The organism is Vibrio sp. 1S139 (assembly GCF_041439475.1).
GTDB classification, from domain to species: Bacteria; Pseudomonadota; Gammaproteobacteria; order Enterobacterales; family Vibrionaceae; genus Vibrio; species Vibrio crassostreae_C.
Window position 1 is genome coordinate 84454 of sequence record NZ_JBGOOD010000004.1, and the last position, 15416, is coordinate 99869.

The window sequence follows — 15416 nt, forward strand, 5'->3', positions numbered from 1 at the left end:
TACTCTCTAAATAAGCATTAGTTTTTTTTATCTGAAACATTATAATTTGTCCATTGCCTAGCAGCCAGAGAAATTCTATATTTCATCCCGCAGCAGCTAGCCTGAACGGCTTGATTCTCTCTAGAATCAATTGGCTTAGCTCCTGCGATGTTGTGTTTGCAAACTCGTTCTTTTCGAGTTGGGTAGAGTTCTACCAAATGTTTTGTTGCAGTTTATACTGAAACGAGGCATGTACTTCCTGTATTTATTTTGACCTGTCTGTCAAATTTGTTTACACCGCCTTATGGGCGGTGTTTTTTTATGTGCAAAGAAATGTAACAACAAGTTTATCAATAGCTGTGCTAATTAATCTTTATTATTTTTCATCGCCAATCACAGAATCAGACACCCACTCAAATAATCAACTGAACACATACAAATAGCACCATTGAGTTGCACTAAAAAGTAACAGAATACTTCAAGATACTCACACTTCTTCGGTACTTATAAACCCGTTTAGAACACACTCTTTCTATCAATCAAAAATTTCAAAGCTGAGCATGACGATAGCACGCCCAAACTCACGCCTCTGTCTGACTACTGTAAATCATTCACAATAGAAAATAAAAAAGCCGCTTACTTTTCAGTAAACGGCTTTGCAAAATGATTAACGCTTGGTCAACACACCACTATGGGCGGTAAACCTTAACGTTATGGAAGCCCTGCTCTTGTAGGTAAAGTGCCTGTAGACGGCTCATTACACCACGGTCACAGTACAGCAAGTACTCTTTCGCTTGGTCTAGGTCGCCAAACTGAGTCGAAAGCTTGAAGAATGGGATGTGTTTAATTTCAACACCCTCGATCTCTAATGGGCTTTCGTCTTCTTCTTCTGGGCTACGGATATCAAGAACGATAGCGTGCTCAGCAACAGCTTGAACTTGTTCAACTTCAGGCGCTTGCTCTTGGCTCTCTTTCTCGATGTCACGGATATCCATAACACGAGCGTTCTCGATCACTTGATCCAGCACTTCAAAGTTAAACTTAGCTTCTTCTGCTTCCAGTTTGCCTTTCTTCGCTTTCACTGTTGGCTTCTTAGAAATAACACCACAGTACTCAGGCATTACCTTAGCGAAGTCTTCAGTACCGATGATACGAGAAAGGTCGATGATGTCTTCTTTATCCCAGTTGATAAGCGGACGAAGAATCAAAGTATCTGTCACGTTGTCGATGTGACGCAGGTTAGTTAGCGTTTGGCTTGATACCTGACCTAGTGCTTCACCAGTAACCAACGCTTCGATCTTGAACTTGTCTGCAACCATACCACCAGCACGCATGAACATACGCTTAAGAACAACGCCCATTTGGCCGTCTTCTACGTTCTCAAGGATTTCAGCAACCACAGGTTCAAAGTCTACAGAAATGAACTTCACCTTTGCAGATGAGCCGTATTTATTCCATAGGTAGTGAGCCACTTGTTTAACACCAATCTCGTGCGCTGGGCCACCAAGGTTGAAGAAACAGTAGTGAACCTTAGAGCCGCGTTTGATGTGCAGGTAGCTTGAAACACCAGAATCAAAGCCGCCAGAGATCAAGCTCAGTAGATCTTCTTGAGTACCAAGAGGGAAGCCACCGAGGCCTTTGTGACGAGCTAGAACTTGGTTTAGCTTGTCGTTAGCCACTTCAACCTTAACGGTTACATCAGGGTTCTTAAGTCGAACTTTCGCTGACTCAACTGCTTGGTTTAGACCGCCGCCTACGTAGCGCTCAAGTTCAATAGAGGTAAAGTCATGCTTACCACGACGCTTAGCACGTACAGAGAAAGTCTTGCCTTCAATGTCAGCACGGCTGCGTTCTAGTACTTGCTCGTAAATATCGTGCAAGTCTTTGAATTCAGACTGTTGAACTTCAAGAGAGTGGTGAATACCTGGAGTGTGAGTCAGAGCCTCTAACACTTCTGCGTAGTACTGGTCACTCTCAGACGTCACTTCAATATGATCGCGACGGTTGAATACCGCAACACTTTCACAGCGACGTTGAATAACGTTACGAATGTTGCACTCTAGAATCCTTGTGAAGCGCTTACGCACCGATTCACTTTTTACAAAAATTTCCGGATGGGGCTTAACAATAAATTTCATAGTACTTTCACAACATTAATGTTCAAAATTTTGAAAACGCTCATCGCCAAGTAAATTAGAGAATTTACACAGCACTTGAAGCAAGAATAGATCATATCTAAATCTAAGGGCGCGAATTATACATGAGAAAGTGAAGCAAGGAAAAGAGTGCTTGCTGTAACACCATCATTAAACCGCTTGTTATTAACAGTAGCAGGTTTCGAAACGACATAAATGCCGCAGAGAGAACCATTGAAGACCAGCAAACAAAAAGCCCAACCTCATTATAAGGTTGGGCTTTCGATGCTATCTGCATGTTACCGTGTGTACACGTATCGGCTATTCATTAATAACAGGCACTTCGTCACTGTAAAGCGGCTCGCCCTGCATGATGCTGATTTCAACGCGGCGGTTGAGGCTACGTTGCCATTCAGTATCGTTCGGCTCGACTGGCTCGGTATCCGCCATGCCGCGTACTCTCAAGCGTTGATGAGAGAAACCACGCACCTTTTCCATCTCTTGAGCAACAGACACTGCTCGCTGTGATGACAAGTCCCAATTAGATCGATAAAGCTCGGAATCAAGACGTTGATTATCGGTGTGCCCTGAGATTCGAACGATACCCGGAACATCTTTCACCAACTCAGCAACCTGTCTCACCAAAGGTCGGAACTTAGGCTGTAGGAAAGCAGAACCCGATGGGAATGCACCCTTCTCACGAATTCGAATGACGATCTGCTGGCCAAGGTTTTCCACCTCAATCGCGCCTTGGTCGATCTCTCGCTCCAACGCTTTCTTGATACTTTCCATCAAGGTTTCCATCTCTTGCGATTGAGCTTCAGCTTGTTGTTGCTGTTGGTCTGACTCAGAGTTTTGATTGTCGTGAGTCGAAACCTCTGGCGACTTGCCTCCGGTCATCTTGCCTTGATCACGCATGGTACCGCCAGCACGCTCAGATTCACCTTCATGAAACTCAAGCGTTTGCTGCGTAATATCAATCGTCTGCTGCATGATCACATCAATCGGTGTCGGCTCTGGACGACCAGGTCGAAACTCTTGTGCAATGATGCTGGTGCCTTTAGGAATGTCTTTCACTTCCAAGCGGTTTTGTACACCAAACGCAAATTTCATCGAGCCAGCGATCTGTTTGAACTTCAGTACGTCCATCTCAGAGAATGAGAGCAGCAGTACGAAGAAACACATCAGCAGTGACATCAAGTCAGCAAATGTCCCCATCCATTGAGGCAATCCCGGAGGAGGACATTTACATGGATTTTCTTCATCCATCTTCAACTCCTCTTACGCAGGTTCACCATCAATCGTACGCTTACCTTCGTTTAGGTAGCTCTTCAGGTAACCATCGATTACTCGTGGGTTCTGACCATCTTGAATCGCGAGTACGCCATCCATAACCAAACGACGGTTGAGTGTCTCTTGGTCACGACGCAGCGCAAGCTTGTCGGCAATTGGGAAGAACACCATGTTCGAAAGAATCGCACCATATAGGGTGGTTAAAAGTGCCACCGCCATCGCAGGGCCGATCGCTTTTGGATCATCCATGTTAGAAAGCATGGCAACCAAGCCAACCAAGGTACCAATCATACCCATCGCGGGTGCTACATCACCAAATGCAGAGAACACCTTCGCGCCCTGCTCATGACGCTCTGTGGTTAATGCGATGTCTTTTTGCAGTGCAGCACGAACTACATCTCCATCATGGCCATCCACCAAAAGATCGATGCCCTTTTGCATGAAACTGTTGTTAATTTCCATCTCTTCCAGTGCTAAAAAACCACCTTTACGAGCCGCATCAGCCATCTCTACAACTTTCGCAATAAGATCTTCAGGCTCATCCGCTTTAAACATAAAAGCTTTGCCTGCGATTTTAGTCGCACCAAAGAACTGTCCCATGGTGAACTTCATTAGAACAACAAAGGTTGAGCCCCCAACTACGATCAAAATGGATGTCGTGTCATAGAACATCCCGAGGCTTCCACCTAGGATCATTGCCATAATTACAAAGGCAAATCCACCAATCAAACCTATTAGGGTTGCTAAATCCACTGAGCACTCCTCATGCTTTTTTGTAGCTCTATGTCGACGATAATCTTTGTATCGGCAAGACTATAAGATCTTTTAGTAAATTCTTGGCCTAAGTATCACACTTTTCGTTTTTGAATCCCAACTATTGGCTTACTTTGCTCTTATACGTAGCGCATAAACTCGATAAAGCTAAGGTTATTCAAGCAAAGTGCATTCAAGCCCCTTAAAAACGAACTTTCTAGCAAAATTTCTTGGTTACATTTGACCATCTCAGCGGCCTAGGGTAACGTTCGTTCATCTTTCCAAACGCAGATTTATTATGGCTACTAAGAAACCTGAAAATATGAGCTTTGAAGCAGCAATCGAAGAGCTTGATGGCTTGGTTGATCAACTAGAAAATGGTGATCTAGCTTTAGATGATGCGCTGAAAAAGTTCGAACGAGGCATCTCCCTCGCTCGTGCCGGTCAAAGCAAACTAAACGATGCTGAACAGCGTGTTAGCATCCTACTGCAAAATGATGAAAATGCAGAACTTAGTGACTTTAACCCACAACCAGAATAACGAATTGTATGAGATCCCCTATGATCGAGACTTTATTGTCTTATCAAGCACGTAATAACGAGCAACTGAACCTTTGGCTTGATCGCCTGCCACACCAAAATCAAAATCTTATCAACGCAATGCGTTATGGATTGCTTTTAGGCGGCAAACGTGCGCGTCCATTTCTTGTCTACATTACAGGGGAAATGCTCGGGTGCACGGCTGAAGAGCTCGATACTCCAGCTTCTGCAATCGAATGTATTCATGCCTACTCTCTGATTCACGACGACCTTCCGGCGATGGATGACGATGAACTGCGCCGTGGTCATCAGACTTGTCACATCAAATTTGATGAAGCGACCGCTATTTTAACGGGCGATGCACTACAAACTCTCGCGTTTACTATACTTGCGGAAGGCACGTTAAGTGCTGATGGGGAAAGCAATCGCGTTCGAATGATTCAACGCTTAGCTGAAGCCTCTGGTGCTCAAGGTATGTGTATTGGTCAGGCGCTTGATATTGAAGCCGAAAACCGCGCTGTTACGCTAGAAGAATTAGAAGAAGTTCACCGAAATAAAACGGGCGCTTTAATGAAGAGTGCCATTCGATTAGGTGCACTCGCTGCTGGTGAAAAAGCGTTAGAAGTAATGCCTCAATTAGATAGGTACGCCGATGCCATCGGGTTAGCCTTCCAAGTTCAAGATGATATTTTGGATATCACCAGCGACACGGAAACTTTGGGTAAGCCACAGGGTTCTGACCAAGAATTAAACAAAAGCACCTACCCTTCTTTGTTAGGTTTAGAGGGCGCTCAAGAAAAAGCGCAAACTCTGCTACAGGAAGCGCTTCAAGCTTTGGCTGCAATCCCATACAATACCCAGTCACTCGAAGAGTTCGCCCGATACGTCATCGAGCGCAAGAACTAAGACAATAAGCGCGCATTACCTATGACTCTTGATATATCAAAGTACCCAACTCTTGCTTTGGCTGATAAGCCAGAGGATTTGCGTCTACTTCCGAAAGAGACGCTAACACAGCTTTGTGATGAATTACGCACCTATCTTCTTAACTCAGTGAGCCAGTCAAGTGGCCACTTAGCGTCAGGCTTAGGTACAGTAGAGCTAACAGTGGCTCTGCACTATGTGTATAACACTCCTTTTGACCAATTGGTTTGGGATGTTGGCCACCAAGCATACCCGCACAAAATTCTTACTGGTCGTCGCGACCGCTTGTCGACTATTCGTCAAAAAGATGGATTGCACCCATTCCCATGGCGACAAGAGAGCGAATACGACACCCTTTCTGTTGGTCACTCTTCAACATCGATCAGCGCCGGACTTGGTATGGCGATCAGTGCGAAGAAAGAAGGTAAGAATCGTAAAGTCGTGAGTGTGATTGGTGATGGCGCGATTACCGCAGGTATGGCTTTCGAAGCCATGAACCATGCGGGTGATATTCACAATGACATGTTGGTTATCCTTAATGATAACGAGATGTCGATCTCTGAAAATGTAGGAGCTCTAAACAACCACCTAGCTCAAGTTCTTTCTGGCAGTCTTTACACGTCAATTCGTGAGGGTGGCAAGAAAGTGCTATCAGGCGTTCCGCCGATAAAAGAGTTGGTCCGTCGTACAGAAGAACATCTAAAAGGTATGGTTGTCCCTGGCACTATGTTTGAAGAGTTAGGTTTCAACTACATTGGTCCAATCGATGGTCACGATGTGAATGAGTTGATTAAAACGCTCAAGAACATGCGAGATCTTAAAGGTCCTCAGTTCTTACATATCATGACGAAGAAAGGCAAAGGCTACGAGCCAGCTGAGAAAGATCCAATTGGTTATCACGGCGTACCTAAATTCGACCCTGCACATTCAAGTCTGCCGAAGAGCACCAGCTCTAAACCAACTTTCTCTAAGATTTTTGGCGATTTCTTGTGTGATATGGCGGCGCAAGATCCTAAGCTAATGGCGATCACGCCTGCAATGCGTGAAGGTTCTGGTATGGTGCGTTTCTCGAAAGAGTATCCAGAACAGTACTTTGATGTAGCAATTGCTGAGCAACACGCTGTGACGCTAGCAACCGGTATGGCGATTGCCGGTGATAAGCCAATTGTGGCTATCTACTCGACTTTCCTACAACGTGGCTACGATCAACTGATCCACGATGTGGCTATCATGGACTTACCGGTCATGTTCGCTATTGACCGTGCAGGTCTTGTCGGTGCTGATGGTCAAACACACCAAGGTGCGTTCGACTTAAGCTTTATGCGTTGTATTCCAAACATGGTGATCATGGCGCCAAGCGACGAAAACGAATGTCGCCAAATGCTTTACACTGGCCACCAGCATACAGGTCCAAGTGCCGTTCGTTACCCTCGCGGTAATGGTATGGGTACTGAGATACAAAATAAATTTACCGCGCTTGAGATTGGTAAAGGTCGTATCGTTCGCGAAAGCGAAAAAGCAAAAGATGGCTCGAAAGTCGCTATTCTAAGCTTCGGTACTTTTCTTGAGAGCGCACTTCAAACCGCTGACGCTATCGATGCGACGGTTGCAGATATGCGCTTTGTGAAACCACTCGATGAAGCTCTGATCAAACAACTTGCTGCTGACCACGATGTTCTGGTAACTATCGAAGAGAATGCGATTGCAGGTGGTGCGGGCGCAGGTGTGATTGAATTCTTGATGCAAGAGAAACTGCTGATGCCAGTATTGAACCTTGGCCTACCAGACAAGTTCATTGCTCAAGGTACGCAAGGCGAACTGCATGAAGAGCTTGGTTTGGACGCGAAAGGCATTGAGAAGTCTATCACTGACTATCTTGCCAAGTAGCTTTAATACGTAAGCTCGTAAGCTCCGCAAACAAAAAAGGTTGGCCCTAGGGTCAACCTTTTTAGTATCTGCTAATTAGTTTGGTGTATCGCCAACTAAACCTTAGCCCTTCAGTTAACTCACACTAACCAACCTGCGAAATGTGCCACGGCATACAACGAAATAGCCGCCATAATACCCGCTACAATATCGTCAATCATGATACCCAAGCCGCCGTGAATTCGCGCATCTAGCCAACCAATCGGCCAAGGTTTTACCATGTCAAAGAAGCGGAAAAGCACAAAACCAGTCAGAAGCCATTTCCAGTCATCGGCAGGGATATTCAGCATAGGCACTAAGCTCATGGTGATCCAAAAGCCCGCAAACTCATCCCAAACGATAGAACCGTGGTCATGCACGCCCATATCATCAGACGTTACTTGGCAGATCTTAATACCAATAATGCAGCTTACCACCACCACGGCAACGTAAGCAGGAAACGGTAGCTGAACCAACAATAGGTACAACGGAATTGACGCAAGCGTGCCCATTGTGCCGGGAATAATAGGCGATAAGCCACTGCCAAAACCCGTTGCTAAGAAATGCCAAGGATTTTTAAGAGAAATAAGAGAAAGTGGGTTTGTCATCAATTAACCTTAAAGTGATCGTAACCAGTTAAGTTCCAACTCAGTGGTTCACCATTATTGTGTAATTCAAAATATTCTACAGGTCTTATCTGGCCAATGCAGGTGACTTTTGTTCCAGTGTGTGACAAAGCACTTTCCAATGAGCCTTTATTTTCTTCCGGCACAGTAAAGCACAGTTCGTACTCTTCACCACTGGTCAACGCATACTGTTGAGCCGAAGCAATATCAGATGCGAACTGGCGTAGTTCTGGAGAAATTGGCAGCGCACTCACATCAATGCTCGCACCAACCTGAGAACGCTTAAGGATATGTTTTAAATCAGCAATAACACCGTCAGAGATATCAATAGCAGACGAAGCAAGGTTCACTAGCGCTTGACCAGCCAATACTCGAGGAACGCTCATATAGTGCCTTTCTTCAAGCTCAAGAGCATAAGGTTTGACTTTGTTCTGTTCTGGCTCAAGCAATACTTCTAGGCCGGCTTTGCTATCACCTAGGTTACCCGTTACGTAAATCCAGTCGCCCACTTTAGCGCCATCTCTACGCAGTGCTCGACCTTCTGGCACAAAACCTTGTACAGTCAATGTCAGACTCAGTGGCCCTTTGGTTGTATCACCGCCAATTAACTGAATACCAAAGTAGTCAGCGAGCTTGAAGAAGGAGTCACAGAAGGGAGCAAGCCATTCTTCATCGACTTCTGGCATAGTTAACGCAAATGAAACCCAAGCAGGCGTTGCTCCCATAGCCGCAAGATCACTGATATTGGAAGCCAACGCCTTGTGCGCCACCCAAGCCGGATTCGCCTCAGCTAAGAAATGGGTACCAGCCACTAAGGTGTCCGTGCTGATCGCTATCTCAACATTGCCCGGCGCTTTGACCAAAGCACAATCATCGCCAGCAGCTAGAAGAACGTCTTTACGTTGTGGTTGTCGATTTACAAAATATTTTTCAATCAGGTTAAATTCGCCAGACATCACATGCCCTATCTTTAGTCTCATAAAAATCGCCGTAATCATGGATATTACAGAAATTTAGTTACAAAAAAGGCCAGCATAAAAGCTGACCTTTAGATTCAATATACGAACGTCTTATTTCTTACGAACGTGCGGTGCAGCTTTATCAAGCACACCGTTAACAAACTTATGGCTGTCTTCTGCTGCAAATACTTTTGCAAGCTCGATAGCTTCGTTGATAACCACTTTGTATGGTACATCTTCGCGACGAGTCATCTCGTACATAGCTAAACGTAGAAGCGCTAGTTCCATCAGATCCAGATCTTGCATAGGGCGAGATACGAATGGACGAAGCTTGCTATCAAGTTCCATGTGGCTAAGAGCAACACCAGTTAGTAGGTCGCGGAAGTATGCAACGTCTGTTTCTGGCATAGCAAGAGCAGGCTCTGCAGCATGATGCTCTTCTTCATCATACTTACCACCAGATAAGAACTGTTCTTCAACGGTAGCAATATTTTCTTTAGTAATTTGCCAAGAATAAATTGCTTGTAGAGCAAATTGACGTGCGTTACGACGTGCGGCTGGTTTCACACTGGCCCCCATTAGGAATCGATTTCAGAAAGAACGTTGATCATCTCAAGTGCGCTAAGTGCTGCTTCTGCACCCTTATTACCAGCCTTGGTTCCTGCGCGTTCAATAGCTTGATCGATCGTATCAACAGTAAGAACACCAAACGCTACTGGAAGAGAATATTCCAGAGACACTTGTGCCAAACCTTTATTACATTCACTACAAACATAGTCAAAGTGAGGTGTACCGCCACGAATTACTGTACCAAGAGATACAATCGCATCGAACTTACCTGTTTTTGCAACGCGCTGCGCTACAAGTGGAAGTTCTACTGCACCAGGGCAACGAACAACAGTGATGTTGTCTTCGCTTACTTGTCCATGACGCTTTAAAGTATCGATTGCACCAGAAAGTAAACTTTCGTTAATAAAACTGTTGAAACGAGCAATAACGATAGCAATTTTTGCATTTGGCGCTGGGAAGCCACCCTCGATCACTTTCATAAGCCTTCCTTTAACTATTTTCATCAAGTGAGAATCGCCGGATTCTAGCACAAAACTGTGAGCAATATCTAATGGTAATTTAGAAGAACAGACACCGGCAATGTAAAGATGATAATGCAGCGCTGATCCCAAGCATATAGGAACAGCGAGTAACCAAGTTTGTGTGTTGAACACGTTTTGAGTCGGACTTGGCTACTTTGCTCTTTTGGCAAGATTTATCACCAAAAGAGCCACTGAAATCATCGGTAAATTATGTTGCTACAAACGGAGAAACGTCTGCTTGCTAACGCATGGTTTATTCGCAAACGTACTCAACAACGTTAAGGCCAAAACCACCCAATGCGTGGTAACGCTTAGTGCTTGAAGAAAGCAGACGCATATCGTGCACACCTAGATCTTGAAGAATCTGAGAACCGACACCAACACGACGCGAGGTACCCTGCTTCTTCGCCATAGTTGGCTGCTCGTTCTTGTCTTGCGCTTCGAATGTCTTCACTTTGTGAATCAAAGAATCAGACGACTCTTCGTTGCCAAGAATAACCAACACACCGCCTTCGTCGCCAATACGCTTCATCGCTTTATCTAGCGACCAGCTGCGTTCAGTACCACGGTCTGAATGAAGCAGATCGGTGAACGTGTCATGCAGGTGAACACGTACCAAAGGAGCACCTTCAGATAGGTCGCCTTTTTGCATCGCGTAGTGGATCTGGTTATCAATTGTATCGCGGTAAGTCACCAGCTCGAAATCACCAAACTCTGTTGGTAAATGGCATTGTGCTACACGCTCAATCGTTGTTTCTGTGTTGTTGCGGTATTCAATCAAGTCAGCAATCGTACCTAGCTTGATGTCGTGTTTTTCAGCAAACACTTCAAGGTCAGGGCGACGAGCCATAGTACCGTCGTCGTTAAGGATCTCAACGATAACCGATGCTGGCTCGCAGCCTGCAAGGCGTGCTAAATCACAACCTGCTTCTGTGTGTCCTGCGCGAGTCAGAACACCGCCATCTTGCGCTGTCAGTGGGAAAATATGACCAGGTTGAACAAGATCAGCCGCTTTCGCATCTTTCGCCACTGCCGCTTGAACCGTCACTGCACGGTCTGATGCAGAGATACCCGTTGTTACGCCCTCTGCCGCTTCAATCGAAACAGTAAAGTTAGTGGTGTACTGTGCGTTGTTATCTTGAACCATAGGCGCTAGACCCATGCGGTTTGAACGCTCTTTGGTTAGCGTCAGACAAATTAAACCACGGCCGTACATCGCCATGAAGTTAATCGCTTCTGGCGTCACATGTTCTGCTGCCATGATCAGATCGCCTTCATTTTCGCGATCTTCATCATCCATCAGGATAACCATTTTTCCTAGGCGAATGTCTTCAATAATTTCTTGAGGAGTACTAATTGGCATTGTTCTATATCCTTTGAAATGGTTCTGCTTCCTAGAACCGACACTATTTAAACCTGATGATATTGCTTCGCTTTACAAAGTCTCGCTTAACGCACTTTGTATCAACGGTTAGGCAAAACCATTCTGCTGTAAGAATTCCATCGTTAATCGAGATTCAGGCTCAGATTCTTGTTGCTGACCTTGCAGTAAACGCTCCATGTAACGTGCTAATACATCAACTTCTAGATTCACTTTACGACCGACATTGAATTGGTCGATGGTGGTTTCTGAAGAAGTATGAGGAACGATAGTCAGCTTGAATGCGTTCTTACGTAAATCGTTCACAGTCAGGCTAATGCCATCAACTGTTACTGAGCCTTTTTGAGCCACGTATTTTGAGATTTCTGCTGGCATTTCTACCCAGAATTCAATCGCACGGCCAACTTGGTTACGTTCAACAATCTCACCCACGCCATCAACGTGACCAGACACTACATGTCCACCGAAACGCGTGGTTGGTAACATTGCTTTCTCAAGGTTAACTTTATCGCCCGCTTGGTAATCGACAAAACCCGTTTTTTTCAGGGTCTCAAGCGAAAGATCTGCACTGTAGCTGTGGTCGTTATATTCAACAACTGTCAAACACACACCATTGGTAGCGATACTGTCGCCTAACTTAACGTCAGCCATATCAAGCTTACCAACATTAACCGTTACGGTGATGTCTTCTCCGCGGGGAGTGATTGCACTCAATGTACCTACGGCTTCTACAATTCCTGTAAACATTTTAAAACTCTTTTTGTTGTCAACGACACGTATGTAGTTGGAGTAACTATTTCAACTGTGGTTTCGTTACTATCTGTTTCGAAATACGGGTTTCGCAACGATGCGAATATCCACACCAACCTGTCGAACATCTTTAATTTCTAGGTCAATAACGTCAGACATTGAAGTGAGCCCTAATGCACCCATCAAACCTCGTCCGTCACTGCCCATAAGTTTAGGTGCTAAATAAAGGATTAGCTCATCCACCAGCTGCTCTTCAATCAAGCTTTTTGCCAATGTTGCGCCCGCTTCGACCCAAATATGGTCGATATGATTGGCAGGTAATTGACGCATCAGATCGTGCAAATCGAGCTGACCTGCATCTGTGGTTGCGACTTCAATATCAGCAGATGCTTCGGCAACTCTCAACACCGATGTTGGAGTCTGGAATAACTTGAGTTCAGGACGCAGTTGGTTTTGACGATCAAGAATCACGCGAATCGGCTGACGCAGCTCGTCTTCAGCGTAATGACCTTTGATACTGCTTGGCAACTCTGCCCAACGAACATTCAACGACGCGTTGTCTTCAATCACCGTCTGGCTAGTTGACAACACAGCGCCTGATTTTGCTCGGTAGTTCTGAACATCACGACGTGCTTCTGGCGATGTGATCCACTGGCTTTGGCCATTTTCCAATGCCGTTTGCCCATCAAGGCTAGCGGCCATCTTTAACTGAACGAATGGCATGCCAGTTTGCATACGCTTGATAAATGCAGGGTTCAAGTCGAGAGCGTCTTGCTCTAGCAAACCGATTTCAACCTCAATACCCGCATCGCGTAGCATTTTGATACCACGACCTGCGACTTTTGGGTTTGGGTCCTGCATGGCACAAATCACTTTGGCTACTTGAGCCTTAATCAAACCTTCAGCACAAGGCGGCGTTCGACCGTAATGAGAACAAGGCTCTAGCGTGACATAAGCCGTCGCACCTTTTGCTTTGTCGCCTGCCATTCGCATGGCATGTACTTCAGCATGAGGTTCGCCAGCTTTGGCATGAAAACCTTCACCAACGATCTGACCGTCGGTTTGTACAATGACACAACCCACATTAGGGTTTAGCGCAGTAGTGTAAATGCCGCGTTTTGCTAACTGAATAGCACGCGACATCATTTGAAAATCTAGGGGAGTAAAGTTTGACATGATTGAGGAGTTAATCCTCTAATTTAGCGATTTCTTCGCCAAACTCTCGGATGTCTTCAAAGCTGCGGTAAACAGAGGCAAAACGAATGTACGCCACTTTATCCAATTCTTTCAATTGGCCCATCACAAGATTACCAATCATCTCGCTTGGTACTTCACGCTCACCAGTTGCACGGAGTTGTGACTTAATCGTACTGATCGCAAGTTCAATCGCGTCAGCACTCACTGGGCGTTTTTCTAGGGCGCGCTGTACACCACCCACCATTTTATCTTCATTAAATGGTTCGCGGTTTCCATTCGACTTTATGACTTTAGGCATCACAAGTTCTGCCGATTCGAACGTAGTAAAACGTTCACTACATGCAAGGCATTGACGGCGACGACGAACCTGATGGCCATCGGCTACCAGTCTTGAATCGATTACTTTAGTGTCGTTCTCTGAACAAAAAGGACAATGCATATCACCTCCAAATAATTGAATATCAGTGTAACGGAATTGCCAAACGTTAGGAAAGAAAAAGGGCCAATTAAGGCCCTTTTGTGTGGTGATTCATTGATTATTGCTACTCGACCGCCATTTCAAAAATGAGCTGAGGAGTAAAATTAACGACCAGCGTTAACCGCGGACTAAATAGTTCGCTTTACCTACCCATTTGTAGCTTGTCAGCTCTTCTAAGCCCATTGGGCCGCGAGCATGCAATTTCTGAGTAGACACGGCAACTTCAGCACCTAAACCAAACTGTGCTCCATCAGTGAAACGTGTTGATGCATTCACATAAACCGCTGCAGAACCAACAGAGTTAATGAAACGCTCTGAGCTCTCTAAGCTATTGGTCATGATCGCATCTGAATGACTCGCGTTGTGTACACGCATGTGGTCAATCGCTTCTGCCACATCCGCTACCACTTTCACGCCTAGCGTGTAGCTTAGCCATTCAGTGTCAAAGTCGCCTTCAACCGCATCACGTTGGTCTTCAAAACCCGCTAGCAGCGATTTTGCACTGGTATCAGCAACTAAGGTTACCTTGCCGGCTAAACGCTGTTTCAGCTTAGTTAGGAAAGCTTCAGCAACCGCTTCATGCACTAGCAGTGTATCTAACGAGTTACACGCCGATGGACGTTGAACTTTTGAGTTTTCGACCACATCGACAGATTTCTCAAGATCAGCGCTTTCATCAACGAAGATATGACTGATACCAAAGCCGCCGATGATTACTGGGATGGTGCTGTTCTCTTTACACATCTTGTGCAGACCAGCGCCGCCACGAGGAATGATCATATCCACGTAGTCGTCCAGTTTAAGCAGTTGAGAAACGAGTTCACGATCAGGCTTCTCGATGTACTGAACAGAAGCGGCTGGAAGCTCCGCTTTCTCTAATGCAGACTGGATAACCTTAACCAGTTCCATGTTCGAGAAAAACGTCTCTTTACCACCACGTAGAATGCTTGCGTTACCTGTCTTCAGACACAGAGCTGCAATATCGATGGTTACGTTCGGACGCGCTTCATAGATAACACCCACCACACCAAGTGGCACGCGGCGGCGAGACAGTGACATACCGTTTTCTAGTACTTTGCTGTCAATTTCGCTGCCAACTGGGTCATTCAGGCTAATCACGTTACGAACATCGTTAGCGATACCGGTTAAGCGCTCTTCGTTAAGAAGTAGACGATCGAGCAGTGCGTCAGTTAAACCCGCTTCACGACCCAGTTCGATGTCTTTCGCGTTCGCTTCTAAAATCGTTGTTGCGTTTGCTTCTAGCTCATCAGCGATAATCGCCAATGCTTTATTCTTTTGCGCCGTAGATGCGGTCGCTAGGTGGAAAGCAGCGTCTTTTGCTGCGATACCCATGTTAGTTAAATCCACGTTTAACTCTCCCTAAATTCTGTCTGTCTTTGGATGC

Annotated in this window: 15 protein-coding genes; 3 read left to right on the forward strand and 12 right to left on the reverse strand. The window is 45.5% G+C overall.

Translation table 11 applies throughout. The features are described from left to right. Positions 1-668 precede the first annotated feature (668 nt). From thiI to pomA, 3 genes are all read right to left on the reverse strand, one after another. Complete coding sequence (gene thiI / locus ACED46_RS02695) at positions 669-2117, reverse strand: tRNA uracil 4-sulfurtransferase ThiI (RefSeq protein WP_029235325.1); 1449 nt, start codon at positions 2115-2117, stop codon at positions 669-671. A gap of 318 nt (positions 2118-2435) precedes the next feature. Further along, positions 2436-3383, reverse strand: a complete 948-nt coding sequence (locus ACED46_RS02700) for a flagellar motor protein MotB (RefSeq protein WP_017060777.1) — start codon at positions 3381-3383, stop codon at positions 2436-2438. A 12-nt stretch (positions 3384-3395) separates the two neighbouring features. Continuing rightward, the gene (gene pomA / locus ACED46_RS02705) at positions 3396-4160 is read right to left on the reverse strand and encodes a flagellar motor protein PomA (RefSeq protein WP_017060778.1); all 765 of its coding nucleotides are present in this window, start codon (positions 4158-4160) and stop codon (positions 3396-3398) included. 298 nt (positions 4161-4458) lie between these two features. On the opposite strand from pomA, the gene xseB reads away from it, so the two are divergent. Genes xseB through dxs form a run of 3 tightly spaced genes read left to right on the forward strand, consistent with a single transcriptional unit; the run spans position 4459 to position 7511 of the window. After that, complete coding sequence (gene xseB / locus ACED46_RS02710; RefSeq protein WP_004734405.1) at positions 4459-4701, forward strand: exodeoxyribonuclease VII small subunit; 243 nt, start codon at positions 4459-4461, stop codon at positions 4699-4701. Between the two features lie 20 nt (positions 4702-4721). After that, the gene (gene ispA / locus ACED46_RS02715; protein ID WP_010436376.1) at positions 4722-5606 is read left to right on the forward strand and encodes a (2E,6E)-farnesyl diphosphate synthase; all 885 of its coding nucleotides are present in this window, start codon (positions 4722-4724) and stop codon (positions 5604-5606) included. Positions 5607-5627: 21 nt separating this feature from the next. Then, positions 5628-7511: a 1-deoxy-D-xylulose-5-phosphate synthase gene (gene dxs / locus ACED46_RS02720; RefSeq protein WP_136973731.1), complete on the forward strand. Its 1884-nt coding sequence runs from the start codon at positions 5628-5630 to the stop codon at positions 7509-7511. Between the two features lie 119 nt (positions 7512-7630). Here dxs and pgpA read toward each other — a convergent pair whose 3' ends face one another. The 9 genes from pgpA to ACED46_RS02765 form a co-directional block, all read right to left on the reverse strand. After that, positions 7631-8137: a phosphatidylglycerophosphatase A gene (pgpA, locus tag ACED46_RS02725; protein WP_017060782.1), complete on the reverse strand. Its 507-nt coding sequence runs from the start codon at positions 8135-8137 to the stop codon at positions 7631-7633. Next, positions 8137-9111, reverse strand: a complete 975-nt coding sequence (thiL, locus tag ACED46_RS02730; RefSeq protein WP_104215029.1) for a thiamine-phosphate kinase — start codon at positions 9109-9111, stop codon at positions 8137-8139. Before thiL ends, pgpA begins: the two co-directional genes overlap by 1 nt. A gap of 114 nt (positions 9112-9225) precedes the next feature. After that, entirely contained in the window at positions 9226-9693 is a 468-nt protein-coding gene (gene nusB, locus ACED46_RS02735) for a transcription antitermination factor NusB (protein WP_004734399.1), read from the reverse strand. Continuing rightward, positions 9693-10163: a 6,7-dimethyl-8-ribityllumazine synthase gene (gene ribE / locus ACED46_RS02740; RefSeq protein ID WP_004741508.1), complete on the reverse strand. Its 471-nt coding sequence runs from the start codon at positions 10161-10163 to the stop codon at positions 9693-9695. The genes nusB and ribE overlap by 1 nt, the downstream gene beginning before the upstream one ends. 295 nt (positions 10164-10458) lie before the next feature. Next, the gene (gene ribBA / locus ACED46_RS02745) at positions 10459-11568 is read right to left on the reverse strand and encodes a bifunctional 3,4-dihydroxy-2-butanone-4-phosphate synthase/GTP cyclohydrolase II (RefSeq protein WP_017060784.1); all 1110 of its coding nucleotides are present in this window, start codon (positions 11566-11568) and stop codon (positions 10459-10461) included. A 108-nt stretch (positions 11569-11676) separates the two neighbouring features. Next, positions 11677-12333, reverse strand: a complete 657-nt coding sequence (locus tag ACED46_RS02750; RefSeq protein WP_371720853.1) for a riboflavin synthase — start codon at positions 12331-12333, stop codon at positions 11677-11679. Positions 12334-12402: 69 nt separating this feature from the next. After that, entirely contained in the window at positions 12403-13482 is a 1080-nt protein-coding gene (gene ribD / locus ACED46_RS02755) for a bifunctional diaminohydroxyphosphoribosylaminopyrimidine deaminase/5-amino-6-(5-phosphoribosylamino)uracil reductase RibD (protein ID WP_371720866.1), read from the reverse strand. Positions 13483-13522: 40 nt separating this feature from the next. After that, positions 13523-13972 (reverse strand): transcriptional regulator NrdR, encoded by a 450-nt coding sequence (gene nrdR, locus ACED46_RS02760; RefSeq protein ID WP_004734394.1) that lies wholly within the window; start codon positions 13970-13972, stop codon positions 13523-13525. Positions 13973-14128: 156 nt separating this feature from the next. Continuing rightward, positions 14129-15379 carry a glutamate-5-semialdehyde dehydrogenase gene (locus ACED46_RS02765; RefSeq protein ID WP_017060786.1) on the reverse strand — a complete coding sequence of 417 codons (1251 nt, stop codon included), beginning with the start codon at positions 15377-15379 and terminating at the stop codon, positions 14129-14131. Between the last annotated feature and the right edge of the window lie 37 nt (positions 15380-15416).

Coding starts and splice junctions, on each gene's coding strand:
- ACED46_RS02700 (WP_017060777.1), bottom strand. CDS start 3,383: ATGGATGAAGAAAATCCATGTAAATGTCCTCCTCCGGGATTGCCTCAA.
- ribD (WP_371720866.1), bottom strand. CDS start 13,482: ATGATGTCGCGTGCTATTCAGTTAGCAAAACGCGGCATTTACACTACT.
- ACED46_RS02750 (WP_371720853.1), bottom strand. CDS start 12,333: ATGTTTACAGGAATTGTAGAAGCCGTAGGTACATTGAGTGCAATCACT.
- ispA (WP_010436376.1), top strand. CDS start 4,722: ATGATCGAGACTTTATTGTCTTATCAAGCACGTAATAACGAGCAACTG.
- dxs (WP_136973731.1), top strand. CDS start 5,628: ATGACTCTTGATATATCAAAGTACCCAACTCTTGCTTTGGCTGATAAG.
- thiI (WP_029235325.1), bottom strand. CDS start 2,117: ATGAAATTTATTGTTAAGCCCCATCCGGAAATTTTTGTAAAAAGTGAA.
- pgpA (WP_017060782.1), bottom strand. CDS start 8,137: ATGACAAACCCACTTTCTCTTATTTCTCTTAAAAATCCTTGGCATTTC.
- nrdR (WP_004734394.1), bottom strand. CDS start 13,972: ATGCATTGTCCTTTTTGTTCAGAGAACGACACTAAAGTAATCGATTCA.
- nusB (WP_004734399.1), bottom strand. CDS start 9,693: ATGGGGGCCAGTGTGAAACCAGCCGCACGTCGTAACGCACGTCAATTT.
- thiL (WP_104215029.1), bottom strand. CDS start 9,111: ATGTCTGGCGAATTTAACCTGATTGAAAAATATTTTGTAAATCGACAA.
- ribBA (WP_017060784.1), bottom strand. CDS start 11,568: ATGCCAATTAGTACTCCTCAAGAAATTATTGAAGACATTCGCCTAGGA.
- xseB (WP_004734405.1), top strand. CDS start 4,459: ATGGCTACTAAGAAACCTGAAAATATGAGCTTTGAAGCAGCAATCGAA.
- ribE (WP_004741508.1), bottom strand. CDS start 10,163: ATGAAAGTGATCGAGGGTGGCTTCCCAGCGCCAAATGCAAAAATTGCT.